The organism is Sphingobacterium sp. NGMCC 1.201703 (assembly GCF_047784615.1).
GTDB lineage: Bacteria > Bacteroidota > Bacteroidia > Sphingobacteriales > Sphingobacteriaceae > Sphingobacterium.
This window is the reverse complement of record NZ_JBLOHD010000008.1, coordinates 100901-124325: the sequence shown is the minus strand read 5'-3', so window position 1 is coordinate 124325 and position 23425 is coordinate 100901. Positions and strand designations below refer to the sequence as shown.

The following is a 23425-nucleotide window of genomic DNA, read 5'->3' as shown; positions in this document are numbered from 1 at the left end:
AATCAAATAGATTTTACTCCTTTATCGATTTTATAAAATCAGGGATTTGATCCATATAGTCCTTTTCTCCAAGTTTTTTTACAAATGCACTGCCGATAATTGCTCCTGCGGTATATTGACTTGCTTTTTTGAAGGCTTCTTTGTTTGAAATCCCAAATCCCACGATCAAAGGGTTTTTCAGCTGAAGATCATGTATCCGCTTGAAATAAGCATTAGTATCTTCGCCCACATCCAGTGTTTTTCCCGTTGTGGCATTGGAGGACAATAAGTAGATAAAACTATTGGATAGGCTGTCTATTTTTCGGATGCGCTCCGTTGAAGTCTGTGGCGTTACGATAAAGATGTTCGCGATACCGTTTTTTTCAAAAGTTTCTTTGTAGAGATCCTCGTATTCATACATTGGAAGATCAGGAATAATAACCCCGTCTACACCTACATTTTTGCACTCTTCACAGAATTTCTCTACGCCGAATTGGATCACTGGATTGACGTAACCCATGAGGAAGACCGGGATATTTACATGTTGGCGTAGTTCACGTAACTGTTCGAATAATTTTTTGACAGTCATTCCATTGGCCAGAGCAACTTCTGAACTGTGTTGGATAACAGGTCCGTCCGCAACAGGATCAGAATAGGGAAAACCTATTTCTAAAAAGTCTGCACCTGCTTCTTCCAGTTTCTTGGCGATCTGAATTGTACTGTCCAGTGCAGGATATCCTGCTGTAAAATATATCGAGAGAAGGGGATTTCCTTCTTTTTTTTCAATCGTATTCATGCTTTAAAAATCAAAGTATTTCATATAGTTATCAAGATCCTTATCGCCGCGCCCTGATAAACAAACCACAACGGTTTCATCACCCTTAAAAGGAATTTTCGATAAATAGGCTAGTGCATGTGAACTTTCTATTGCGGGGATAATACCTTCCAGCCGAGTGAGCTCCAGTCCAGCACGCATCGCTTCATCATCTGTAATACTAACATATTTTCCTCTTCCGGATTTAAATAGCCAAGCATGTTGCGGTCCGATACCGGGGTAATCAAGTCCTGCAGAGATGGAGTAAGGCTCGATGACCTGACCGTCTTCCGTTTGCATCAATATGGATCGGCTCCCGTGCAATACACCTTCTTTCCCCAAAGCTGTCGTAGCAGCTGATTCACCCGAGTCTACACCATGTCCAGCAGCTTCCACAGCGTATAGCTGTACAGATTCATCATCCAAAAAATGATAGAACATCCCCGCAGCATTGGAGCCGCCACCGACACAGGCTAATACGATGTCTGGATTCTCTTTTCCGGTTTTTGTTAACAACTGCTTTTTCGTCTCTTCGGAGATAATGGATTGGAACCGGGCAACCATATCAGGGTAAGGATGTGGGCCCACGACAGAACCAATGATGTAATGTGTATCCACAGGATTATTGATCCAGTCACGCAGCGCTTCATTTGTGGCATCTTTAAGTGTCTTTGAACCTGAGGTAGCAGCAATGACTTCTGCGCCCATCATTTTCATTCGTGCCACATTGGGAGCCTGTCTTTGGATATCAATTTCTCCCATATAGACAGCACATTGTATTCCTTTTAATGCACAGACTGTAGCCGTAGCAACACCATGCTGTCCGGCACCTGTTTCCGCAATGATCCTTTTTTTTCCAAGACGCTCGGCCAAGAGGATCTGCCCGATGGTATTGTTGATTTTATGGGCTCCAGTATGATTGAGATCTTCACGTTTAAGATAGATCGTCGTACCATACTTTTCAGACAGTCGCTTCGCATGGTACAAAGGGGAGGGGCGTCCTACGTAATCACGGAGTAGCTGATTGAATTCCTCCTGAAAACTTTTCTCTTCGATTATCTTGAGATATTCCTCACGGAGCTCTTTCACATTGGGATAGAGCATCTCGGGGATATAGGCACCACCAAATGGACCATAATATCCTTTTTCATTGACTTGATATATACTCATTTTTTAATACTATTTATGCTACGGGCCAAAAGATCGATATCTTTTAATCCTGGTTCTACTTCAAATTTTGAATTAAGATCCAAGGCATATAACCTGGGATCATTTGCTTGTAAAGCATCTTCGACACTGTCCACATCTAATCCACCACTAAGGAAATAAGGGCGCTCGAGTTTGTATTGATGCAATAAGGACCAGTCAAATCGCATACCGGTGCCGCCGTAAGAACTGCTTTTGGTGTCGAATAAAAAAAAGTCTACAGCTCCCACGTAAGCGTCCAATACTGACCAATCAAAATTTTGGTCTATACCGAAAGCTTTGATCACGGTTACAGCAGTATGTTGTTTAAGTTCCTCACAAAATTGAGGGCTTTCATCTCCATGTAATTGAACCGCATTTAAATTGAATTCGTCTATTTTATGACAAATTTCCGGTAAGCTTGCGTTTACAAAGACACCAACTTTGGTGACTCCTTTAACCCCTTTTATATATTCCCGACTGGTATTGCCAACAAATCGTTTGGATTTTTCATAAAATATAAACCCGATGTAATGGATATCAAGGGCAGTTACAGCGGCGATATTGTCAGGATGCTTCATGCCACAAACTTTTATCTTTACTGCCATTTTATTGTTTTGTTATTTTTTTGAAACTTTTGAGTGCTTTTCCTGTCATGAGTGACTCTTCAGCTTCATAGAAACAGTCACCAAAAGATTTTTCCGGATGAAATGTTTTTATGGCAAATGCCGCATTTGTCAAAACTACATTATTCTGTACATCCGTGCCTGCATTATTCAAGATAGCTAAAAATGTCTGTGCGGCCTCTGCGATGCTGTCCCCACCTGCAAGTTCCTGTGGAAGAACAGGGCTAAAGCCCAGATCCTCCATATTATAATAATTTTCACCCTGATTGTTGATGACCTTAAAATCTCCGGTCATCGATATTTCATCATAGCCATCCAACGCGTGGATAATGGAATATTGTTTGTTTGTATTTTGGTATAAATAACCATATAAACGAGCAAGCTCCAAGCTGAATACACCAACCGATTGAAATTTCGGGTTGGCCGGATTTGTCAATGGTCCCAACATGTTGAAGAACGTTTTTACTCCTAGGGCGCGACGTATCGGAGCAACTGTTTTCATTGCTGGGTGAAACAAAGGCGCATGCAAGAAACAGATATTGGCTTCATCGAGCTGACGCCGCAGCTCAGCTTTGTCATTCGTAAATTGATAACCTAAATACTCCATTACATTCGAAGAACCACAGCTCGATGATACACCTATATTACCATGTTTTGCTACCTGATAGCCCGCTCCGGCTGTCACGAAAGAAGCAATCGTAGAAATATTGAATGTATTTTTGCCATCACCACCCGTACCGCATAGGTCGATCAAATTGTATCCTTCAAAATCCAGTTTGAGACAGAGGTCATACATGGCATCCCGAAATCCACCAAGTTCCTCCACCCGAATGCTGCGCATGCCATAAGCTGTCATAAACGCGGCGATTTGATGACTGTCGTATTTACCTTTGGCAATATTGGTCAAGATCTCATAAGCTTCTTGTCGCGAGAAAGTCTTGTATTCGAATAAATGGGCTAAAATTTCTTTCATAATATTTTTAAATAAAAAGGGCTTACCTTATTCAGGCAAGCCCATCATATCTTGATGTATATATCAAATAATGCAATAGGTGTTTGCCACAACGTTATTCGTCGTGCCACCACCAAGCTTTATTTAATACAGTTATTATCATTTCTTTTTTTGTTAATACAAATATGGTTGATAGAATTTTAAAATGCAAGTGTTTTTATTGAAAAATTTTTAAGAAAGATCCCTGCGGTTAAAATTGCTTTCAAACGAGCTGTTTTGAAGACCGGAAATAAGCTGAATGCCTTGGGCTTACTTAATGCCGGGAAACAGAAGACTGTTCTGTCATACATATTGAGATAATCAGAGCGGTTCAATCTGCTAAGTAACCGATTAATAAGGGCAATTATGGATTAATAGAATACAAAATGTGCTTTATTGTTTCCTTTGGAAACCAGGGTAAAAGAGGCTATTTTTTTGTCACGAATAACAGCAGCAAAAACAAAACGATTGAGATATCTAACAAAATAGACTTGCTTTGGATCTATTCCTTCAAGGTCTATATCGTATGTTTCTTTCCGGCCAGCCTGTAAAAAATTGATGAATTCTAATTTACTGATATCCTTGCTCTGCACGTTGATTCGTATTTCGTCTATGCTAGCTAGCAGATATTCCTGTTGATCTTCATCTAGATTTTTTGTCGTTAATAAATCCTGGCTTAAAATGATATCCGTTGCAAGGTTAGTATCGTTTAGACGATATACAAACTTCTTTAATACGGCAATATTTTCGGAATTAAGTGGTTTTTCCTGTGCACTTAGGGATATACAAAGTATACAGCTTACAAACGTTAACAACAATACCTTTACTTTTATTTTCATACGTTTAAGACTGAATTGTACGGCAATGGATTAATTCCCTGAAATAAAAAACGCCTTTCATCAAAGGCGTTTTTTATTTTCTAGTATTCATCTTCATTGAAGAAGAAATCATCTTTTGTTGGATAGTCGGGCCAAATTTCTTCAATATTTTCATATGGCTCACCGTCATCCTCAAGAGATTGTAAGTTTTCAATCACCTCAACTGGTGCACCCGAACGAATAGCGTAATCGATTAATTCATCTTTTGTTGCTGGCCATGGTGCATCTTCTAGATGCGAAGCTAATTCTAATGTCCAATACATATAAAAACAATTTAAGTTCTCTATTTTCGCAAAACTATCATTTAATTTAACTTAAACAAGTAAATCAACTGTTATTTTTGTGTAAATAATATAAGTGTTTGATTTATAATGAAATAATATTTTCTAGATGTTCTCAAAGTCGCTCCCTTTTTCATTGAGCGCATTTAATCGTGGCGATACGGATTTGATATCGGGATTGGGATAATCGTTTTCTATTAAGCCATCACGCATGCGTACAATACGGTGTGCATGCAAAGCAATATCCTCTTCGTGTGTGACGAGGATAATGGTGTTCCCTTTGGAATGGATCTCTTCGAGTAGACCCATGATTTCAATAGATGTCTTTGTGTCAAGATTCCCTGTAGGTTCGTCAGCTAATATGATGGAGGGGTCATTGATCAGGGCTCTGGCTACTGCCACCCGCTGACGTTGTCCGCCCGAGAGCTCATTGGGCCTGTGATCCATACGATGTCCCAATCCAACACTTTCCAAAGCGCTGCTGGCTTTTTCTTCACGCTTGGTCTTATTGTATCCCGCATAGATCAATGGGAGTGCCACATTTTCCAGTGCGGTACTCTTAGGGAGTAGATTGAATGTTTGAAAAACGAAACCTATTTCCTTGTTTCTTACTTCAGCGAGTTCATCCTCTGACATGTCACTTACATTAATTCCATTGAGGATATATTCACCTCTACTTGGCGTATCTAAGCAACCTAGAATATTCATTAACGTAGATTTTCCAGACCCCGAGGGACCCATAAGTGCTACAAATTCTCCTTTATGGATATTGAGTGTAACCGAACTGAGCGCATGAATTGTTTCCGAGCCAATTTGGTATTCACGCGCAATATCTTTGATTTCGATTAGTATCTTTCCTGACATATTTTTTGGACGTTCTCTGGTTGATGAAAATACGATTTATTCTTCATAATCCAATAGGAATGCATTTTGTCATAAACAATTTTCTCCAGCTCAGTTGCATTGTTGTCGTCAAAATCTTTTGTTTCGATAGGCGAGAAAACATGCACTTTAACAATTCCCGGATGCGATCCTCGTTTAGCGCCGTCATCAAAGAAAATATCCCATGCATTCTCAATGATGATTGGTACTACAGGCACATCATTTTGTACCGCAATACGAAAAGCCCCCGACTTAAAAGCATGTATTTGAGGTGGAAATCCATCATCTATCTTTCCTTCCGGAAAAATAACGACACTTCGGCCACTTTGGACAAGTTCGTTGGCCCGTTGAAATGCTTTAAAAGAAGAAACTTTGCTCCTCCTTGTGACAGGAATATCTATGGTTTTGAAGAATATACGGGTAACGGGATTTTTAAGAAGAGAAGCTTTGCCGATAAACGAAAACGGGATCGGACATAAGTACGTAAGTGCTGTGATGTCGAGCACTGAGGTATGATTGGGACATAGCACCATTGGCCTGTTCCAGTCCATTTTTGATTCGTAACTTACTTTAAAAAATACACCCGCTAAGGCCGATCCACCGATCGAAACCCAGCGTCTCATCCGTGCAATCCGAGCATAATTCCTTTCTGGCTGCTGAGCTAAAAAATAGATATAGGGGAATAAAACGAGGAAAACAAGTAGAACACTGATAAAATACCAATAGCGATGAAGTTTTTTAAGGAATAGAACCATACAATTCAGCTAATTTTGACCTAAAGTAAAAAAAGAAAATGGATAATTAATTATCCATTTTCTTTTTTTAGTCTATTGTAAAGCCATACTTCTTGTAGATCTGCTTGGCTGTAGGAGAATCCATAAATTTCAGGAAATCATCCGCTGCCTGAGCATGCGGTGCATTTTTTAGCTTTGCGGCTACATAAGTTGCTGTGGTATTTTGACTGTCAGGAATTGTAATGCCTTCTACTGGATGACCGATCAATTTTTGATAGACAACTTCAGATGTCCAGACCGGAGCCACATCAGCTTGGGCATAAAGGATACGCATCGGGCTTTCACGATGATGTATTTTTGTCAAATACGTGCTTCCGTCCTTTACTTTTTCTTCCATAATCTTCCTGACCAGTTGTTCGCCACCAGCTTTTTTATACGATGCTTTGATTTGTTCACCTATACCTTCCCATTGCGGGTTGGGCATGCTAATGCGCACATTCGAATTGCCCAGATCGTTCAATGTTTTGATATTTGCAGGGTTGCCCTGGGGGACCATCAGGCAAATATTGTTGTAACAATAGGTTTGGGTATGACTGAAATAATCTGCCATCTCGTTAATTGCACGTTTGCTTGCCGTATAGATATCGGGTTTATGCGTGATGCGTAGATTACCGATGGTAATAGAACCGCCTTTGATCTGTTTGGCCAGAATTCCCGGAGGCAATGTCTCTACAAAAATCCGTTTGTATTGGGGATATTCCTGTTTGAAAGATGTTAATAGATCGTCAACGACCATAAACTGATTGCCCGCAAAGAAAACGGTTAACTGTGGATTTTCAATATCGCCGTATAGATCTGGGATATTGTCTATTCCCGGAACTGTAAAATTCAGAGCTGATTCGGGCGGGTTGTTCCATGGTGGATCAAAACGATGCTCTTGGGCCTTAGTTTTTATCGATACGAACAAGGCCATAGCGAGGGTGAATGGGACTAGCTTTTTCATTTATACTATGGTTTAACAATGACCCAGCCTTCATTTGCTCTTAAGATCAATTCACCGTTCCCGCTAGGGACATAACCAATGAAATCAAACAGCTCTTCTTTTGCAATATGTTTTTCTTCCAATGTATTCAAACATTGGGCGACAATAACACCTTTTTCAACAAGGTCCTGCAAGGGTTTTTCATATTGGTTGTTCTTTTTTAAATATGCTTCTGTGCCGCCTGAAAAAGCAACCAGTTCAATTTGTAGGTGTCCTTTGAGCCTTGGGTCTTTTAAAACGTTATTGATATTCCGAATGGCTTTCTCAATTGTTTTTGGATCATTACTATCCAATTGATAGATGGCCTTATACAGCTTTTTCTTGGCAACGGCCCCTGTATATTGATGGTTGTCCTGTAATAACTTATTGTTTTGTGCTTTAGCTTGTACTGTTGTCATCGCGAAGAGGATGCAAGCAATCGTCAATTGTTTTTTCATCATTTTAAAAATTATAAGGTCCGTGTTTATGTTGTGCCAAACTAATGTTATCTGCATATGGCGGATAAGGGCTATCTTTTGGTTTCTTTGCTAAATTCGGGTAATCAAGTTCTTTATTTGCTTTTTTGGGGCGATCGAAAGAATTAATATAGGCGGCGACGTCATAGGCTTCCTCATCGCTGAGCTGCGGAGCATCATAACTTGCGCCTAAAGGCATGTTTGCTTTTATAAAACGCGCTGCGGTAAGCAGCCGCGCCATGCCGGCTCCATCGTTATAGCTGTCTTTTCCCCAAAGTGGCGGATATAAATAGCCCTTGCCAGTAGGCTGTGCCATCCCTTGTCCATCTTTTCCATGACAGCTTGTACATTTGCCTTCGAATACCAATTGACCATGTTTCAGATCTGCAGCACGATTTGGAATGTCCATTTTGACAAAGCCTTGGCCGCTTAGTCGCCCTTTGCTGACCGTATTGATACTGATATTTTTTATATAGGTGACTATCGCCCGCATTTCTTTGCTGTTTTCAGGGATCGCTCGGCCGTTCATACTTCTTTCGAAGCAACCATTAATACGTTCCTCTAAAGATTCAACTTTGTTTTCCCGGCCGATGTATGTGGGGAATACGTGCGTGAGCCCAACGTATGGAGCTGCAAAAGCTTTTGTTCCGCCGTTGAGATGGCAACTGCTACAGGCCAATTTATTCCCGATTTTTATGTCACCATCGTAAAAATAATCGTAGGTATTTTTGATCAGCTTTTCGCCATAACTTGCCATTTCCCCTTCGGGATTGTTTTTGAATGGTACCGCTTTGAACTGTGACACATGTGTGATCAATGAATCAGTAGCGAGAGCAAGTGAATCCGTGACGCTGTTATTATTTGTATGCTTAAGGGGAAATACACACAGCGTTGTACAGGTGATAACCAATGCGACAATGATCCAACTGAGCGCTTTTAGATAATTTGTTAGTTTTTTGTATTCCATGCCTCTAATTCGTTTGTACAAATCTACCTGCCTGTGCACAGGGATTAAAACGATCTTTCTTTATGAGACATAACCAAATGTTATATCTTGAAATTCTGTCTCAGGCAAAACTGTAGGAATTGATTAGGGGTACCAGCGAGGCCTCCATATAGATGGGTGAAATAAAAGTAACGTTCGATGGACAAATGCGGAATATCGACGATGGTCAACTGATTATTTAATACCTCCCGTTGCACGGTATGGATAGAAAGAAACGCAAAACTATGACGACGGGCCAGATATCCTTTGATACTTTCTGTTGATGGAAGTATCATGTCGATCTGGATCTCTGCAAGACCGATCCGTTGTTCTTTTAATGCATTTTCAATAATGGTGCGTGTACCTGAACCCTGCTCGCGAAGTACCAAAGGTAAACGTGTGATATCAGAGAGAATAGGATTTTTTAACTGGTTTAGCAACGGGTTTTGGCTATTGGTGACCAAAACGAGTTCATCTTTCATGAAAGGGATATATTTTAAAGCCCTGTTGTCCGTTGATCCTTCGGTAATCCCTAGGTCCAATGTCTTGTCAATAAGCTGCTCTTCAATGCTGCGGCTATTGGATTGAAAAGATTGGATGCGGTTATTCGGATATTGGGAGAGGAAATCTGCCAGTAATGTTGGAAGTACATACTGCGATATTGTCGTGCTGGCCCCCAGTACAAGATTCCCTTTACGTCCAGTCTGTAATTCCTGTATTTCCTGTCCTGCCTGATTATAAAGATTGATAATCTGTTGAGCGTATTTATAGAGAATTTGTCCGGATTCAGTCAGGTCGAGGTTATTTCCCTTCCTCTCAAAAAGAGGGACGCCGAGCTTTTTTTCCAGTTCCTGGATGTTTTTGCTGACTGCGGGTTGTGAGATGAAGAGTGCCGAAGCAGTCTTGGTGAAATTAAGGTGCTGAGCAGCAGTATAAAAAACGATGAGGCGAAAATCAAAATCCATAAAAAGATAAAGGGTTATTTCTAAAATTTAAAAATAACCCTTTATCTAATGAAAAACTAAATTATTTGCTTAGTTCTGCGTAATATTTATGAAATAAAGGAATTGTGGATATACCCATTAAGTAATTCTCGATTCCATATTTTTCGTTTGGAGAGTGCAGGTTATCGCTGTCAAGTCCAAATCCAAGAAGCACTGTTTTTAGTCCTAAAACGTCTTCAAATAAAGCAACAATAGGAATGGATCCACCGCCACGGGTAGGGATTGGTTTTACGCCAAATGTTTCATGTAAAGCTTTTTCAGCAGCTTTATAGGCCACACTGTCTGTTGGAGTGACCACAGGTTCACCACCATGATGTGGTTTTACCTCTACTTTAACGTAATCCGGTGCAATACCCTCGAAATGTTTTTTGAATAGTTCCGTAATGCGTTCAGAATTTTGGTTTGGTACAAGACGCATCGAGATTTTTGCGTTTGCTTTGGAAGGTAACACGGTTTTGGCTCCTTCACCGATATAGCCTCCCCAGATACCATTGACTTCCAGCGTAGGGCGGATACCGGTACGTTCTAAAGTTGTATAACCCTTCTCGCCCCAAATATTCTCGATGCCTAAATCTGATTTATATTCTTCGATATCAAATGGGGCTTCGTTCAACGCTTTACGTTCTTCAGCTGTTAATTCAACGACATCATCGTAAAATCCAGGGATTGCGATATGGTTGTTCTCGTCGTGCAAAGATGCAATAAGTTTTGCCAGAACGGTAGCCGGGTTCGCAACAGCACCACCATACACGCCAGAGTGTAAATCACGGTTTGGTCCGGTGACTTCAACTTCAACATAAGAAAGCCCACGAAGACCTGTCTCCAATGACGGTTGCTCCATACTGATCATCGAGGTATCCGAAATCACGATCACATCCGCTTTAAGTCTTTCCGTGTTTTCCTTGACGAAAGTACCTAAGTTAACAGAACCAACTTCTTCCTCTCCTTCGATCATAAATTTGATGTTACACGCCAAGGCGTTGTTTTGCATCATATATTCGAAGGCTTTCACATGCATATAAAACTGCCCCTTGTCATCTGCTGAACCACGGGCATATATTTTACCATCGCGGATAGTTGGTTCAAAAGGCGGGGTATCCCACAACTCATATGGATCTGCCGGTTGTACGTCATAATGACCATAAGTCAGTACAGTTGGCAATGAAGGATCAATAATTTTTTCGCCGTAAACGATTGGATTACCAGCTGTGGCACAAACTTCTACGTTGTCGGCACCTGCATCACGTAATTTTTGGGCAACAAATTCTGCAGTCTTCTGTACGTCGCCTTTGAATTTAGGATCAGCACTGACCGAAGGTAAACGCAATAAATCAAACAACTCATCTAAAAAACGTTGCTTGTTTGCTTCTACATATTCTTTAATGTTTTGCATATTGTTTGTATTTGAAACAAATTTACACAAATCGGCACATTTAACTCAATTTGTTGTAACCTTTTCGGGCCTGAAGGTGACTAATGGTAAAATTAAATCAAAAAAATTATGGAAAAACAAACAATGGGTGCAATCGTAGCGGTGGGATTATTTACCTGTATTACGCTGTGCGTATATTTTATTATGCGTTATCGTAGTAAGGCGATCCACATTCCTGGTGAGGAAAGAAGGAGGCAGCCTGCAGATTGGCAAAAACCAGGTATCCTCGTGTTGGGGATAGGTATCGGACTGCTCATTGTGGGCGTATTACAAAATTACCTGCGTGCCGGCCTGCCAGATTCATTGGTAGTGGCGATTTTGATCATATCCGCTGGGGTATCTATGATTGTTGCAAACCGGCTAGATAAAAAACACGATATTTAGGCTTAGATGGATGAAATCTATATTCGTAAAGTACTTTCCGGGGACGTTGAATCATACCGCTATTTTATAAAGACCTATCAGGACATGGCTTTTTCCGTTGCAATCTCTATTGTCAAGCAGGAACATATGGCCGAGGATGTCGTACAGGAAGCTTTTATAAAGTGTTATCAATCTTTGTCCTCATTTAAAGGTAAATCCAAGTTCAGCACCTGGTTTTACCGCATTGTGGTCCATGTTGCTTTTAATAGCATCCGTTACAAAAAGCTGGAATTGGTCGATTTTGATCTGAGAGACCATGACCATGCTACTGATGCGTCCATTCTTGACGAAATTATTGATAACGAGCGTAAAGAAATGATCAACGATGCTTTGGCGATTTTGTCGCCAAAAGAATCTGTTGCTTTGCGCTTATTTTATTTAGAGGAAAAGTCTATGGAAGAAATCCAGGAAATCATGGGGTGGACGCTCGCAAATACCAAAGTAGTGCTACATCGGGCAAGGAAAAATATGCTGCTAGTGTTGAATCAATTGATTAAAAAATCAGAATACCATGGATAAAGAAAACAATAAAATAAAGCAAGCCTTGCAAATGAGTCGCGTCAATATGCCTTTCGAAGACTTTGAGCAGCGTGTTATGAGACAGATCAGCGATTTGGAAAAAGTAAAAGCCAAGGCACTTTCTGATCGTAAATATGCCATCCTATTTTTTCTGTTGGGATCGATATTTGGGATTATGCTCAATAACTATTTTATCAACAGAATTCAGACCCTAATCACCGTGGTTGCTTATCGCAATTATGCGCTCATATTCTCTCAGATCATCTTCGTGCTATTGATCTGTTTTTTCTGTCTGCAATTGTGGAAATTAATTAAGATACAAAAAGAAAAAAGCTATCAATAATTTTAATTTTTTTTATGGAAATTTTGGATTTAAGCATCCTAATTAGATAAGATTTATGTCTTTTTAATTAGTGTCAGGACGCTATTGAATATTTTTTAGAAATAAAATTAAATTTACTGTAACAAAACATTGGTTTTATCTACTAATGTTATATTGATGTTAATATACTATCCAACAATTTTATGAAAAGAGTTTTGCAAATTCTCTTATTTTTCGTTTTCAGTATGCACGGAATAGCATTGGGGCAGTCCAAAATTGCCGGAAAAATAAGTGATGTAAAAGATCAGATTAAGCTATCAGATGCGACAGTCATGTTGTTAACCGCTAAAGATTCCATATTGACCGGTTTTACGAGATCAGATGAAAATGGACTATTTTCCTTGTTAAAGCCTGATAGCGGTTCCTATCTGTTGATCGTAAGTTATCCCAAATATGGTGATTATTATACCGAGATTTCCCCAGATAAAGATTATTCCAAATTAAGTGTTGGGCTGACCAAGACAGCTACTTTATTGGAGGAGGTTATTGTCACCGGTCGAATTCCCATTACGATAAAAGGGGATACTACCGAGTATGACGCCGGAAGTTTTAAGGTAGAAAAAAATGCGAAGGTTGAAGATCTGTTGAAGGTGCTGCCGGGGATCACAGTGGATGCATCCGGGAAAATTACCGCACAAGGCAAGACGGTCAAAAAGGTACTTGTGGATGGCGAGGAGTTTTTCGGCGATGATCCAACCCTGGTGACCCGCAATATTCGATCGGATATGGTGGATAAGGTGCAGGTGTATGAAAAAAAATCTGAGCAGGCCGAACGGACGGGGGTAGATGATGGCCAACGTGAACAGACCATTAATGTCAAACTAAAAGAGGGCTCCAAAAATGGCATGTTCGGAAAAGCCTTATTAGGAGGAGGTACCCGTGATTATTATATGGGGCAGTTGATGTTGAACAAGTTCAAAGGTTCTCAAAAGATCTCCGTGTATGGCCTTTTTGGAAATAATGGAACGACCAGTATGAACTGGCAGGATGCACAGAAATATGGCGGTGATTCGGGTGTTTCATATGGAGACGACGGGTCTATGTCCTGGACTAATTTTACGGATCCTTTTTCCGGACAAGGTGTGATCGGGATACCTCAGGCGATTAATTCGGGTGTTAATTTTTCGGATAAATTCAACAAGGATAAACACAGTGTAAATATCAACTATAAATACGGAAGATTAAGCAGTGATGGCGATGATGAGACAATTAGTACCGGTCTTATCAATAATAAATCGACTAAATCTGTAGATACGGAGAATGATCAGCATCGCGCCAATTTAAAATATGATCTGAATTTTGATTCATTAAATACGTTAACCATCCGGGGCGGAGCTTCCCGCAAAAATCTTTGGTCGGATAACAAGCGTGACGCCTATCAATTTACGCAAAGTATGGATACAACAATTGCTGAAACTACCCGTGAGACCATCAAGAACACAATCAATGAGTTGAATTTTAGCACTTATTTTACCCATAAATTTAAGAAAAAGGGACGTTCATTTACATTTGATGGTCAATTCAGACGAAGTGAAATGATAGGAGATGGTCATCTATTCTCAACTGTTGAAAATTATGCTAAAAAGGATACCGCAGGCAATAGGCTGGTTGACAGGACAGATCAACGCAAGGAACGCAATAATAAAAATGATGTACTGGGTGCTTCAGTTTCGTATACCGAACCGTTATCAAATGTTTGGAATCTCGTGGTCGGAACTGGCATAGAAAGCAGTAATAACTCCTCCCGTGTTGAATCATTCAACAAAGGTGCTGATGGGAAATATAATGATCTGGACAGTCGTTTCAGTAACAATTACGATTTCGATAGACGGAGCAGCAGATATAAATTAGCAATCGTGCATACAACGGACAAGTTGAAGTTTACTGTTGCCAATAATTTTAATAATGACAAACTCAAACAATATAATTACTATAGCCAAGAAGGGCTTTCCAGAAGTTATTTTACGTATAACCCCAATGTGAGTGCCGGATATTCCTTCACAAAAACCAAAGGATTATGGATGAATTACACTGGAAAGAATCAATTGCCTTCCATGAGTCAGATCCAACCGATTTTGGATAATTCGGATCAGATCAACCGCTATTTGGGAAATGAGAATTTAAAACCTTCTTTTAGAAACTCCTTAAATATCAATTATAATTCATTTCGTATTCTTACGGGAAGCTATGTCTATGTGGGCGGTAATATTACGCTGGATAAAAATCCGATCACACAAAATATCGATACCGCACAGGGGCTCAATATTTATACCTGGAATAACGTAAAGGGGAAAACAAATACCTCCATAAATATCTGGTCCGGATACCATTTTAAATTGAGCAAGAAACTGGGCTTGTCCAATACCCCGCAGTTCTATCTGAATATGAGTGATAATTATAATCTATTCAACCAGCAATTAAATAAGGTGAATACGACAAATTTCAACTTTACATACAATTTTAAAAGAGATACGAAGACTGGGCTGAATTTCGATTTAAATTTCAGTCCGCAATATCGCTTAATGAAATCCAGTCTGGAACGTAACACAAATAGTAATGGCTTTGTGTTTGGATCGAATGGTAGTGTCGAATATTTTATCAATAAAACCTTTAAAGTCTATACAAACTATAGCTACACCTATGAAGCGGCAACGAAAGCTTTTGATGAAAAATTTGAGCAGTTCCTGCTTCACCCCGGAGTAAGTAAAAAGTTCCTGAAGAATGAATCCCTGATGTTGGATTTTATGATCAATGATGTGCTTGACCAGAATAAAGGCTTTAGCCGTTCGGCATCAACTTCAATTTTTACGCAGCGTCGCTATGACACGATCCGTAGATACTATATGCTGAAGCTATCCTGGGACTTTACAAAAATGTTCTTATAAAATTTAAGTTAATGACCATGTTAAAATATATCTTTTTTCTCTTTTTGTGTTGTACTGTATTAAGTCTCAAGGCGCAGTACACGCTGTTCGGGCGATCTGGGAGCATTTCCTATGATAAGACCATGTATATGAAAAATATTGTGAGCAAGAAGTTTATCGCGAAGGCTGATAACAATTCAAAAACATTTTTTGAACAGGTATTGCCCAAGTTGCCCGAAAATGCTGTATTGAAAAAGACTTTGAAATTCAATGCGAATGAAACCCTATTTGAGCCTGTCAAAAATGACAATCTGGATCAAATGGTTAAGCAATATATCATGATGTTTGCATTGGACTTTGAAGCGATTACATTGTCCAATATGACGACACGTTCCTTCCAACGATATAATGATATTGTTGGTGAAAAGATCATTGTTGAGGACACGATGAAACGGATAAAATGGAAAATTACGGATGAATACCGTGAAATAGCCGGGTATAACTGTCGGAGAGCTAATGGTCTTACAACTGACTCGATTTACGTGATCGGCTATTATTGCAATGAAATTCCAGTCAGTGGCGGACCTGAGTCTATCAATGGACTCCCCGGAATGATACTCGGATTGGTAGTCCCCAGCCAGCACGTTTCTTATTTTGCCACCAAGGTCGAATTGAGCAACGATGTGCCTATGGATAAACAGCGGTTCGAAAAAAGCAAGGTAAAACGGATGACCAGAAAGACCATGACCGATCAGATTTCGGGTGTTTTGTCTCAGCACATGAATAAAGAAACAGTTCAATTTATTATGGAACTGGGCAATATGTAAGAAATTTATCTTATATCATAAACTAGGTGATTGGCAGACAAATTCTGCTCCTATCGACAAAGGGCTATCCACGGATAGCCCTTTGTCGATAGGAGCAGCAAAAAACCAGTGTTAATAATAATGGTTTTATCTGAAACTTTGGTGACTTTAGCTGATCTGTGTTGGTTCGGCTTAGGTTGTTACCTCGATGTGAAGGTGTATAACCTCTTAATGGGCTGTTATTACTTGTAACAAGCTACAGCTGCCATTAAAGCAAAAAAAGGCCTTTCATTGAAAGGCCTTTTTTATGTAAACTCAGGAAAGATTATTTTCCGCTGTTTTTCTTAGCAGTAACTTCGTTACGAATTTCTTGTGCTAAGGTTTTGATGTCTTGTAATCCTTTACGTACACGTGTACCAGCAGCAGAATTACCATTGTTGAAGAACTTGTCTGCATCAGCTTCGATAGAAGCTACTAACTCTTTTAATTTTACGTAGTTTTCCATTTTTTTATAATTATAATTTTAGTTTTTATGGTTTTTCCTAAACACTCCTTAAATATACAAAAACGAATCAAATAGAAAATAAATTTCGTTTTTTTTTATCGAAAAAGCTTAAAAAAAACTATTCAACAATCTTAAGTTCGTCAATAATGTTGCTTGCTCCTGCAAATTTATCAATGATAAATAAAACATAGCGAATGTCAACTGAAATTGTACGTTGTAGCTTATGGTCAAAGATTACGTCGCCGGCCATTGCCTCGATATTACCATCAAAAGCTAGGCCAATTAATTCGCCATTGCCATTAATTACCGGAGAACCTGAGTTTCCGCCTGTTATGTCATTGTCACTTAGGAAGTTTACGGGCAAGTGTCCTTTTTTGTCGGCGTAACGGCCATAGTCCTTATTTTTATACAAATCCATCAAACGTTGTGGTAAATCGAACTCTTCGTCACCTTTTTTGTATTTGGCGATAGTACCTTTTAAGGTTGTATAGAAGTTCTTGTCAGCATCGTTACGAGGGTCTTTCGGTAAGCCTTTGATCGAGCCATATGAAAGACGTAAGGTGCTGTTTGCGTCCGGATAGAATTTGCCTTTTGGATTGGAAGCCAATACACCGGCAACATATTTACGGTAAGCCGCTTCAAACTTGTCATGCTCAGCTTTTGCGCTAGGGTCTTCCTGGCGGTATTTGTTGATCAATGCCGAAGATAATTTATACAATGGATCATTGGCCAAAATTTCAGCCTTAGGATCTGCTAAGTAATTATTTAAGCGCTCAGCTGAAGCAAAAATGCTGTTTTTAACAGATTCTTTGATATAGGCTGTAAAATCATTATTGTTTTTGGCTGCTAACTCTGCAACATAAGGCGCGATATTTCCAGCTTTTTTCGCGTAAAGGTTCAATTCGTCGATCAACACCTGTTCTTCCAAAGGCATATACATTTTTTCGTAGCCCGCATCGATCGCTGATTTTAAACGTGGAAGAATATCTTTTCTGCGTGCATCATCACCTGCTGCATAGACTTCCAAGCCAGAGCCGATCGAGTAAGGTAAAGTGGCAATTGCACTGGAACGGATCATACCCATCAGGTAATTGTCGTGTTTCGCTTTCTCGTTGGTTGCGGTATAGTATGCATTGATCGTGCTAATAACATCACCATATTCCGCTTTATTGGCAGCCTTGTTTGCCCATTTTTCAAATTTAACCTCATCTTTGGCTTTTGATGCAGCAGTTTTATGTAGAGTCAATGCGTCAATCATTCCCTGACGGTTTTTCCAGTAATTGGCAACCTGAGAGTATTTCGAAGCGTAATTCAATTTGACAGCCTGATCCTGATCCATGAATTTTTTCATGGCATCCATACCTGTTTTGGAAGCTTCTACCCAAGCAGGGTATGCAAATTTTACGTTTTGATTGATTCCACCCGATGGCATCCAACGATTTGTGCGGCCTGGGTAACCTAAGATCATCGCAAAATCACCTTCTTGAACACCCTTTAAACTTACAGGTAGGAAATGTTTTGGTTTTAATGGAACATTATCCTTTGCATATTCTGCTGGATTCCCGTTTTTATCTGCGTAGACGCGGAAAATGGAGAAGTCACCTGTATGGCGAGGCCATTCCCAATTGTCCGTGTCGCCACCGAATTTACCAATGCTATTTGGTGGGGTTCCCACTAAACGTACATCATTGTAATCTTGATATACGAAATAATAATATTCATTGCCTTGGTAGAAAGATTTCACCTCAACAACATATTTGCCATTTTCACTGTTCTCTTTTTGGATTTTAGCAATCTCGGCAGCGATGATTTTGTTGCGCTCATCTTCGGACATTTTATTATTGACCAATCCTAAGATGCGTTTTGATACATCATCCATGCGTACAAAGAAGCGTACAGATAGCGATTTTGGTTTTAATTCCTCGCTTTTTGTCTTTGCCCAGAAACCATTAGTCAAGTGGTCGTTCTCAGGTGTGGACAATTCAGCAATTGCGCCATAGCCGCAGTGGTGGTTGGTGAATACCAATCCTTGGTCAGACACAATCTCTGCGGTACAGCCACCGCCAAATTGCACAATCGCATCTTTTAAGCTTGAGTTGTTAATGCTGTAGATCTCTTCGGCACTTAAACGAAGCCCCTTTTTTTGCATATCAGCCTCATTCAGACGCTTCAGATACATTAAAAACCACATTCCCTCATCGGCAAACGCAGTAAAGCTTGTTGTTATCAACAACAAACACATCCATAATTTTTTCATATCAACCTGATAAAAAGTTTGTTTATACCCTACAAAAATGCTTTAATTCTGTTAAAAACCAAAATATTAGACTTTATATTGTACTTTTTCCCAATTTTTATGTCAATTAAAAGTAAATGTCTACCGTATTGGTTATCGAAGAAAGTCAAATGGAGTCTTTTCCTTATCTTTGTCGGATGCAGCAATCATTTGAAAATTTTAAATTCAATAAACAGATCCTAAATGCGATAGCAGAAGCGGGGTATGAACAACCGACTGAGATCCAGGAAAAGGCAATTACACCGATATTGGCGGGGCAGGATGTGATGGGAATAGCCCAGACCGGAACCGGAAAGACAGCTGCATTTGTATTGCCCATGTTGATGAAATTGAAGTATGCTCAAGGAACTGATGCACGTGCTTTAATTTTGACACCAACCCGGGAGTTGGCCATGCAGATCGAGGAGAATATCAAATTATTTTCTACTTACCTCGATTTACGTTCGGTCGTATTGTATGGCGGATTAGGCCCCAAAACTCAGATAGAAACACTTGAAAAAGGAGTTGATATTATCGTTGCCACACCGGGGCGGTTCCTTGATTTATATTTAGAAGGACATATCGTCGTTAAGTCACTTAAATTTTTAGTTTTGGACGAAGCGGACAAGATGATGGACATGGGATTTATCAGTAAAATCCACCGTGTATTGGAGATCGTACCGCGCAAACGCCAAAATCTGTTGTTTTCAGCCACAATGAGTGAGCTTGTCCGTAAGATTGCTGGGGATTTTCTTGCATTTCCTACCGTTATAGAAGTTTCTGAACAGGCCACACCGGCTAAAACGGTCAGCCAAGCTTTGTATTTTGTCCCTAATCAAAAAACAAAACTCAACTTACTGCAACATCTGTTAAAAGATGATGAAGCTTTTAGCCGACTGATTGTTTTTTGTAAAACAAAACAAGTAGCGGATAACGTTTTTCATTTTCTGGAACGTAAATATGGTAAAGATGAAGTGCGTGTCATTCATGCCAATAAAGGACAGAATACACGTATCAATTCAATCAATGCGTTTAAGGAGGGGAATATCCGTATACTGGTGGCAACGGATGTTGCGGCACGCGGACTTGATGTGTCCAATGTGAGCCATGTAATCAACTTTGAGGTGCCTATTGTTATCGAAGATTATGTACATCGTATCGGACGTACGGGCCGGGCTTTCAATGAAGGAGATGCCATCACTTTTTGTAATGAGGCCGAGAAGTACTATGTCCGAAAAATTGAGAAATTGATCAAACAGAGTATTCCGGTATATCCGATTCCGGAGGAAGTATTTGTGGAGAAAACCCCTTTTCAGGAGAAACAGGATATAGCCCGCGATATTGATAATCAAAAGAAAAAAGATAATCCAGATTATCAGGGTGCTTTCCATGAGAAGAAATATGTGATCAAACAAAAGGAAGTACGCGAAGCGCAACGAGCCTCGGGCTTTAAGCCGAAGGCCAAAAGCAAGGGTAAGTCCAGCGGGGGAAAATCCACAGGACCAAGCCGTAATTTCAAGAAACGATAATCAGCATGCGGTTTACCCCATTAAATATTGCCAGTGCATGCTTGGTCGCTTGGTTCGTCATGGAGAATCCCAATGACGGGAAGGCGCTCTTTACATGGGGGGCATTTATCGCCTTAATGGTATTGCTGACAGCCGTGGATATTTTGTTTAGGGTACTTGTCAAAGAAAATAAAAAAATGTGGATGTTGCAGCTCGTGTTTTTGCTGCTGGTTTGTGTTGCCAGCCTGATCGTTAAAGTGGCATTCAGTTGATATATTATAAAGTGAAAATTAAAAAATGGAGATAATGTATAAGCCCTAGGCTTGTTGAGGTAAAATCTCAATACTCACATCTCAATACTCAATATTAAAATGAAAAAAGCAGAAATAAAATTACAGGTAGAGCTTGACGAAAACAATGTTCCTGAAAACATTATGTGGTCGTCCACAGATGGAAATAATTCGGAAGAATTGCCAGCAAAAGCAATGTTTTTAGCTTTATGGGATTCTCATTATAAAAATTCGATGCGAATCGACCTCTGGACGAAAGATATGCCCTACGATGAGATGAAAAGGTTCTTCTATGAAACTTTGCAAACCTTGGGAGACTCTTTTATCCGTTCTTCAGGTGGAGATCCCATGGCTGAAAAGGTGATTGGCGATTTACGTGATTATTGTGCCCATTTTGCGGATAAAATGGAAGTATTAATGCCACAACAATAGTTTTTAACGCTTAACAAATTTAGATTATGCAATATTTCTTAGTAAAATCTGAACCATTTAAATATAGTTGGGAGCAATTCAATAAAGATGGAAGGACGTTTTGGGATGGCGTACGCAATTACCAGGCTAGGAATAATATGAAAGCGATGAAAGAAGGGGACCTGGTCCTTTTCTATCATAGCAACGAAGGTAAAGATGTTGTTGGAGTTGCGAAGGTCGTGAAAGAGTTTTATCAGGACCCGACAACGGATGATGAACGCTGGGTTGTCGTAGACCTAGCTCCGGTTGAGACATTGAAGAAGCCAGTTACGTTAGAGACGATTAAAGCGGATGAACAGTTACAGGATATCGCTTTGGTAAGACAGGGCCGTCTATCGGTGATGCCGCTTAAACCGGAGGAATTTGACCGGATCCTCGCTTTAGGCAATGGGGAGTAACCATCCAACATAACAAGGTACGGAACCACATTGTTCTTACAGATTCTACAAATAAAGCGAGTACATATCGATATGTACTCGCTTTATTTGTAGAGCAACTTTTCCATGCTGTATCAGTTCTTCTGACTGAACAGACTGACCAAGGCTTTTAGTTTTTTTGCATTTTCGGGTTTTAATTTCCCTGCAAGGATAAGGCGAAGTTCTCTGCGCTGCAATGCATCCTCATAAGCTTTGTGTTCTGATTCTGTTTCCGGAATCAATACGGGGACAGCTTTGGGGTTGTTGTCGGCATCAACGGCAACAAAGGTATAATATGCTTCATTGGTTTTCACACGTGTGCCCTCGGGCAGGTTGGACGCGAAAATTTCCATGCGTACCTCTAGGGAGCTGTTAAATGCACGGGTGACCTGTGCCTGTATGGTAACCACTTCACCCAATTTGATCGAACGCTTAAAAGATACATTGTCCACAGATACCGTGACGACTACATTGCTGCAATGCTTCTGTGCGGCAATAGCCGAACAGATATCCATCCAGTATAATAAGCGGCCACCCATGAGATTCCCAAAGGTATTGGTATCATTCGGAAGAACCAGTTCGTTCATTTCCGTGTATGACTCTCTCGCAAATTTCTCTATCATATCGTTTTTTGTCATTATCTTCCAAATTCCTTGGCCTGGCGATCAATAATAGCCAAGGATTCTACAAATGCCCTAGGTTTATAGCCCAACTCATTTTTGGACTTGCTGAGATCAAAACCTGTCAGCCGGGGTCTGTTGTCCGCCTGTCCAATGCTTGCAGCACTGATTTCCGAAATCAAGGATTTGTCCAGCTGCCAATAATCTGCAATTTTATCAACCGCTTCATTGATGGACATCAATTCTGCTCCCGAGATATGAAATATTCCCTGAGCCTTTCGCTCAACGGCCAATTGACATGCTTTCGCTAAATCATCTACAAAGGTAGGCATTCTCCATTGGTCATTGACCACCTTTATCGCTTCTTTTTGTGATAACTTTCCTTTTGCCCATAGCACCAGATTCGAACGGTTTGGATCAGCATTGATGCCATACACCAAAATTGTACGTAGGACAGCATAAGGGCAGGACGACTGCGCGAGGACTTGTTCAGATGCATATTTACTTTTCCCATATTCACTTTGTGGATTGGGGCTGTCCAGTTCATTATAAGTAGTACCTTTTTTGCCATCAAATACAAAATCTGTCGATAGATGTACCAGCTGCGTTTTATTTTTTTCGCAGTAGCCCGCCAGTGTTTTTACCAGATCCACATTGATCAGCTGACAGGCCGCTTTATCGGCCTCACATGCTTCCACACTGGTCATGGCAGCGGTATGTATAATTGCATCAAAGATATGGTTGGATAAAAAATCCGTTAATAAGGTCTGATCTAATAAGTCGACTTGATAGAAAGCATATCCGATTTGATTAGGATTTCTATTCGCGCCTTTTGAAATGGCTGTAACTTCATAAAGATCATTACCAGCAAGTAGGTCGACGACCTTCTGACCCAAAAAGCCATTAGATCCTGTGACAAGAATTTTTTTCATCCGTATTACTATTTTTTTTATCCGTGTTTTCATTTCGAAGATATCCATGGTACCTTCGTCTATTTTTCGCTCCTTTGTCCTCTGGTTAAAGTGATGTTTTGAAAGAGGATCAAAAGCCTTACTCTA

Annotated in this window: 26 protein-coding genes; 9 read left to right on the top strand and 17 right to left on the bottom strand. The window is 40.0% G+C overall.

All coding sequences use genetic code 11. The annotated features are described in order from the left end of the window. Positions 1 to 13: 13 nt before the first annotated feature. The 13 genes from trpA to ACK8HY_RS17730 all read right to left on the bottom strand — a co-directional run bounded on the left by trpA (position 14) and on the right by ACK8HY_RS17730 (position 11249). Complete coding sequence (gene trpA / locus ACK8HY_RS17790; protein WP_416134370.1) at positions 14 to 775, bottom strand: tryptophan synthase subunit alpha; 762 nt, start codon at positions 773 to 775, stop codon at positions 14 to 16. Positions 776 to 778: 3 nt separating this feature from the next. Continuing rightward, positions 779 to 1963, bottom strand: a complete 1185-nt coding sequence (trpB, locus tag ACK8HY_RS17785; RefSeq protein WP_416134369.1) for a tryptophan synthase subunit beta — start codon at positions 1961 to 1963, stop codon at positions 779 to 781. Then, on the bottom strand, positions 1960 to 2586 hold the full coding sequence (locus ACK8HY_RS17780; protein ID WP_077437856.1) for a phosphoribosylanthranilate isomerase: 627 nt from the start codon (positions 2584 to 2586) through the stop codon (positions 1960 to 1962). Before ACK8HY_RS17780 ends, trpB begins: the two co-directional genes overlap by 4 nt. A 1-nt stretch (position 2587) precedes the next feature. Continuing rightward, complete coding sequence (gene trpD / locus ACK8HY_RS17775) at positions 2588 to 3577, bottom strand: anthranilate phosphoribosyltransferase (protein WP_077437855.1); 990 nt, start codon at positions 3575 to 3577, stop codon at positions 2588 to 2590. 389 nt (positions 3578 to 3966) lie between these two features. After that, positions 3967 to 4434, bottom strand: coding sequence for a hypothetical protein (locus tag ACK8HY_RS17770; protein ID WP_077437854.1), 468 nt, complete (start codon positions 4432 to 4434; stop codon positions 3967 to 3969). A gap of 80 nt (positions 4435 to 4514) precedes the next feature. After that, positions 4515 to 4736, bottom strand: a complete 222-nt coding sequence (locus tag ACK8HY_RS17765) for a DUF2795 domain-containing protein (RefSeq protein WP_028072584.1) — start codon at positions 4734 to 4736, stop codon at positions 4515 to 4517. Positions 4737 to 4859: 123 nt separating this feature from the next. Beyond that, positions 4860 to 5618 carry an ABC transporter ATP-binding protein gene (locus tag ACK8HY_RS17760; RefSeq protein WP_077437853.1) on the bottom strand — a complete coding sequence of 253 codons (759 nt, stop codon included), beginning with the start codon at positions 5616 to 5618 and terminating at the stop codon, positions 4860 to 4862. Continuing rightward, positions 5600 to 6259 carry a lysophospholipid acyltransferase family protein gene (locus ACK8HY_RS17755; protein ID WP_416134368.1) on the bottom strand — a complete coding sequence of 220 codons (660 nt, stop codon included), beginning with the start codon at positions 6257 to 6259 and terminating at the stop codon, positions 5600 to 5602. The genes ACK8HY_RS17760 and ACK8HY_RS17755 overlap by 19 nt, the downstream gene beginning before the upstream one ends. Before the next feature lie 199 nt (positions 6260 to 6458). After that, positions 6459 to 7373, bottom strand: a complete 915-nt coding sequence (locus tag ACK8HY_RS17750; protein ID WP_416134367.1) for a substrate-binding domain-containing protein — start codon at positions 7371 to 7373, stop codon at positions 6459 to 6461. Positions 7374 to 7378: 5 nt separating this feature from the next. Beyond that, the gene (locus ACK8HY_RS17745; protein WP_416134366.1) at positions 7379 to 7852 is read right to left on the bottom strand and encodes a hypothetical protein; all 474 of its coding nucleotides are present in this window, start codon (positions 7850 to 7852) and stop codon (positions 7379 to 7381) included. A gap of 1 nt (position 7853) precedes the next feature. Continuing rightward, positions 7854 to 8834, bottom strand: coding sequence for a c-type cytochrome (locus tag ACK8HY_RS17740; RefSeq protein WP_416134365.1), 981 nt, complete (start codon positions 8832 to 8834; stop codon positions 7854 to 7856). Positions 8835 to 8914: 80 nt separating this feature from the next. Then, entirely contained in the window at positions 8915 to 9817 is a 903-nt protein-coding gene (locus ACK8HY_RS17735) for a LysR substrate-binding domain-containing protein (protein ID WP_416134364.1), read from the bottom strand. Between the two features lie 61 nt (positions 9818 to 9878). Further along, positions 9879 to 11249 carry a dipeptidase gene (locus ACK8HY_RS17730; RefSeq protein WP_416134363.1) on the bottom strand — a complete coding sequence of 457 codons (1371 nt, stop codon included), beginning with the start codon at positions 11247 to 11249 and terminating at the stop codon, positions 9879 to 9881. Positions 11250 to 11357: 108 nt separating this feature from the next. Here ACK8HY_RS17730 and ACK8HY_RS17725 point away from each other — a divergent pair, with 108 nt between their 5' ends. The 5 genes from ACK8HY_RS17725 to ACK8HY_RS17705 all read left to right on the top strand — a co-directional run bounded on the left by ACK8HY_RS17725 (position 11358) and on the right by ACK8HY_RS17705 (position 16303). Continuing rightward, positions 11358 to 11672 carry a hypothetical protein gene (locus ACK8HY_RS17725; RefSeq protein ID WP_077437846.1) on the top strand — a complete coding sequence of 105 codons (315 nt, stop codon included), beginning with the start codon at positions 11358 to 11360 and terminating at the stop codon, positions 11670 to 11672. Between the two features lie 6 nt (positions 11673 to 11678). Further along, entirely contained in the window at positions 11679 to 12230 is a 552-nt protein-coding gene (locus ACK8HY_RS17720; protein ID WP_416134362.1) for an RNA polymerase sigma factor, read from the top strand. Continuing rightward, positions 12223 to 12573 carry a hypothetical protein gene (locus ACK8HY_RS17715; RefSeq protein WP_416134361.1) on the top strand — a complete coding sequence of 117 codons (351 nt, stop codon included), beginning with the start codon at positions 12223 to 12225 and terminating at the stop codon, positions 12571 to 12573. Before ACK8HY_RS17720 ends, ACK8HY_RS17715 begins: the two co-directional genes overlap by 8 nt. A 182-nt stretch (positions 12574 to 12755) precedes the next feature. Continuing rightward, a complete protein-coding gene (locus ACK8HY_RS17710; protein WP_416134360.1) occupies positions 12756 to 15497 on the top strand; it encodes an outer membrane beta-barrel protein in 2742 nt (913 codons plus the stop codon). A gap of 11 nt (positions 15498 to 15508) precedes the next feature. Then, positions 15509 to 16303, top strand: a complete 795-nt coding sequence (locus ACK8HY_RS17705; protein ID WP_416134359.1) for a GLPGLI family protein — start codon at positions 15509 to 15511, stop codon at positions 16301 to 16303. Between the two features lie 304 nt (positions 16304 to 16607). On the opposite strand, the gene ACK8HY_RS17700 is transcribed toward ACK8HY_RS17705, so the two are convergent. Beyond that, the gene (locus ACK8HY_RS17700) at positions 16608 to 16787 is read right to left on the bottom strand and encodes a histone H1 (RefSeq protein ID WP_077437839.1); all 180 of its coding nucleotides are present in this window, start codon (positions 16785 to 16787) and stop codon (positions 16608 to 16610) included. A gap of 118 nt (positions 16788 to 16905) precedes the next feature. Further along, the gene (locus tag ACK8HY_RS17695; RefSeq protein ID WP_077437838.1) at positions 16906 to 19044 is read right to left on the bottom strand and encodes a S46 family peptidase; all 2139 of its coding nucleotides are present in this window, start codon (positions 19042 to 19044) and stop codon (positions 16906 to 16908) included. A gap of 176 nt (positions 19045 to 19220) precedes the next feature. On the opposite strand from ACK8HY_RS17695, the gene ACK8HY_RS17690 reads away from it, so the two are divergent. The 4 genes from ACK8HY_RS17690 to ACK8HY_RS17675 all read left to right on the top strand — a co-directional run bounded on the left by ACK8HY_RS17690 (position 19221) and on the right by ACK8HY_RS17675 (position 21729). Then, positions 19221 to 20591 (top strand): DEAD/DEAH box helicase, encoded by a 1371-nt coding sequence (locus tag ACK8HY_RS17690; protein ID WP_077438035.1) that lies wholly within the window; start codon positions 19221 to 19223, stop codon positions 20589 to 20591. 5 nt (positions 20592 to 20596) lie between these two features. Beyond that, positions 20597 to 20842, top strand: a complete 246-nt coding sequence (locus ACK8HY_RS17685; RefSeq protein ID WP_077437837.1) for a hypothetical protein — start codon at positions 20597 to 20599, stop codon at positions 20840 to 20842. A 99-nt stretch (positions 20843 to 20941) separates the two neighbouring features. Continuing rightward, positions 20942 to 21292: a gliding motility protein GldC gene (gene gldC, locus ACK8HY_RS17680; RefSeq protein ID WP_077437836.1), complete on the top strand. Its 351-nt coding sequence runs from the start codon at positions 20942 to 20944 to the stop codon at positions 21290 to 21292. 26 nt (positions 21293 to 21318) lie between these two features. Next, a complete protein-coding gene (locus ACK8HY_RS17675; protein WP_077437835.1) occupies positions 21319 to 21729 on the top strand; it encodes an EVE domain-containing protein in 411 nt (136 codons plus the stop codon). Positions 21730 to 21842: 113 nt separating this feature from the next. Here the strand turns inward: ACK8HY_RS17675 and ACK8HY_RS17670 are convergent, their stop codons facing one another. After that, complete coding sequence (locus ACK8HY_RS17670) at positions 21843 to 22370, bottom strand: acyl-CoA thioesterase (protein ID WP_120261652.1); 528 nt, start codon at positions 22368 to 22370, stop codon at positions 21843 to 21845. Between the two features lie 14 nt (positions 22371 to 22384). Beyond that, complete coding sequence (locus ACK8HY_RS17665; protein WP_416134358.1) at positions 22385 to 23299, bottom strand: SDR family oxidoreductase; 915 nt, start codon at positions 23297 to 23299, stop codon at positions 22385 to 22387. Positions 23300 to 23425 lie beyond the last annotated feature (126 nt).

Coding starts and splice junctions, on each gene's coding strand:
- trpA (WP_416134370.1), bottom strand. CDS start 775: ATGAATACGATTGAAAAAAAAGAAGGAAATCCCCTTCTCTCGATATAT.
- trpB (WP_416134369.1), bottom strand. CDS start 1,963: ATGAGTATATATCAAGTCAATGAAAAAGGATATTATGGTCCATTTGGT.
- ACK8HY_RS17780 (WP_077437856.1), bottom strand. CDS start 2,586: ATGGCAGTAAAGATAAAAGTTTGTGGCATGAAGCATCCTGACAATATC.
- trpD (WP_077437855.1), bottom strand. CDS start 3,577: ATGAAAGAAATTTTAGCCCATTTATTCGAATACAAGACTTTCTCGCGA.
- ACK8HY_RS17770 (WP_077437854.1), bottom strand. CDS start 4,434: ATGAAAATAAAAGTAAAGGTATTGTTGTTAACGTTTGTAAGCTGTATA.
- ACK8HY_RS17765 (WP_028072584.1), bottom strand. CDS start 4,736: ATGTATTGGACATTAGAATTAGCTTCGCATCTAGAAGATGCACCATGG.
- ACK8HY_RS17760 (WP_077437853.1), bottom strand. CDS start 5,618: ATGTCAGGAAAGATACTAATCGAAATCAAAGATATTGCGCGTGAATAC.
- ACK8HY_RS17755 (WP_416134368.1), bottom strand. CDS start 6,259: ATGAGACGCTGGGTTTCGATCGGTGGATCGGCCTTAGCGGGTGTATTT.
- ACK8HY_RS17750 (WP_416134367.1), bottom strand. CDS start 7,373: ATGAAAAAGCTAGTCCCATTCACCCTCGCTATGGCCTTGTTCGTATCG.
- ACK8HY_RS17745 (WP_416134366.1), bottom strand. CDS start 7,852: ATGATGAAAAAACAATTGACGATTGCTTGCATCCTCTTCGCGATGACA.
- ACK8HY_RS17740 (WP_416134365.1), bottom strand. CDS start 8,834: ATGGAATACAAAAAACTAACAAATTATCTAAAAGCGCTCAGTTGGATC.
- ACK8HY_RS17735 (WP_416134364.1), bottom strand. CDS start 9,817: ATGGATTTTGATTTTCGCCTCATCGTTTTTTATACTGCTGCTCAGCAC.
- ACK8HY_RS17730 (WP_416134363.1), bottom strand. CDS start 11,249: ATGCAAAACATTAAAGAATATGTAGAAGCAAACAAGCAACGTTTTTTA.
- ACK8HY_RS17725 (WP_077437846.1), top strand. CDS start 11,358: ATGGAAAAACAAACAATGGGTGCAATCGTAGCGGTGGGATTATTTACC.
- ACK8HY_RS17720 (WP_416134362.1), top strand. CDS start 11,679: ATGGATGAAATCTATATTCGTAAAGTACTTTCCGGGGACGTTGAATCA.
- ACK8HY_RS17715 (WP_416134361.1), top strand. CDS start 12,223: ATGGATAAAGAAAACAATAAAATAAAGCAAGCCTTGCAAATGAGTCGC.
- ACK8HY_RS17710 (WP_416134360.1), top strand. CDS start 12,756: ATGAAAAGAGTTTTGCAAATTCTCTTATTTTTCGTTTTCAGTATGCAC.
- ACK8HY_RS17705 (WP_416134359.1), top strand. CDS start 15,509: ATGACCATGTTAAAATATATCTTTTTTCTCTTTTTGTGTTGTACTGTA.
- ACK8HY_RS17700 (WP_077437839.1), bottom strand. CDS start 16,787: ATGGAAAACTACGTAAAATTAAAAGAGTTAGTAGCTTCTATCGAAGCT.
- ACK8HY_RS17695 (WP_077437838.1), bottom strand. CDS start 19,044: ATGAAAAAATTATGGATGTGTTTGTTGTTGATAACAACAAGCTTTACT.
- ACK8HY_RS17690 (WP_077438035.1), top strand. CDS start 19,221: ATGCAGCAATCATTTGAAAATTTTAAATTCAATAAACAGATCCTAAAT.
- ACK8HY_RS17685 (WP_077437837.1), top strand. CDS start 20,597: ATGCGGTTTACCCCATTAAATATTGCCAGTGCATGCTTGGTCGCTTGG.
- gldC (WP_077437836.1), top strand. CDS start 20,942: ATGAAAAAAGCAGAAATAAAATTACAGGTAGAGCTTGACGAAAACAAT.
- ACK8HY_RS17675 (WP_077437835.1), top strand. CDS start 21,319: ATGCAATATTTCTTAGTAAAATCTGAACCATTTAAATATAGTTGGGAG.
- ACK8HY_RS17670 (WP_120261652.1), bottom strand. CDS start 22,370: ATGATAGAGAAATTTGCGAGAGAGTCATACACGGAAATGAACGAACTG.
- ACK8HY_RS17665 (WP_416134358.1), bottom strand. CDS start 23,299: ATGAAAAAAATTCTTGTCACAGGATCTAATGGCTTTTTGGGTCAGAAG.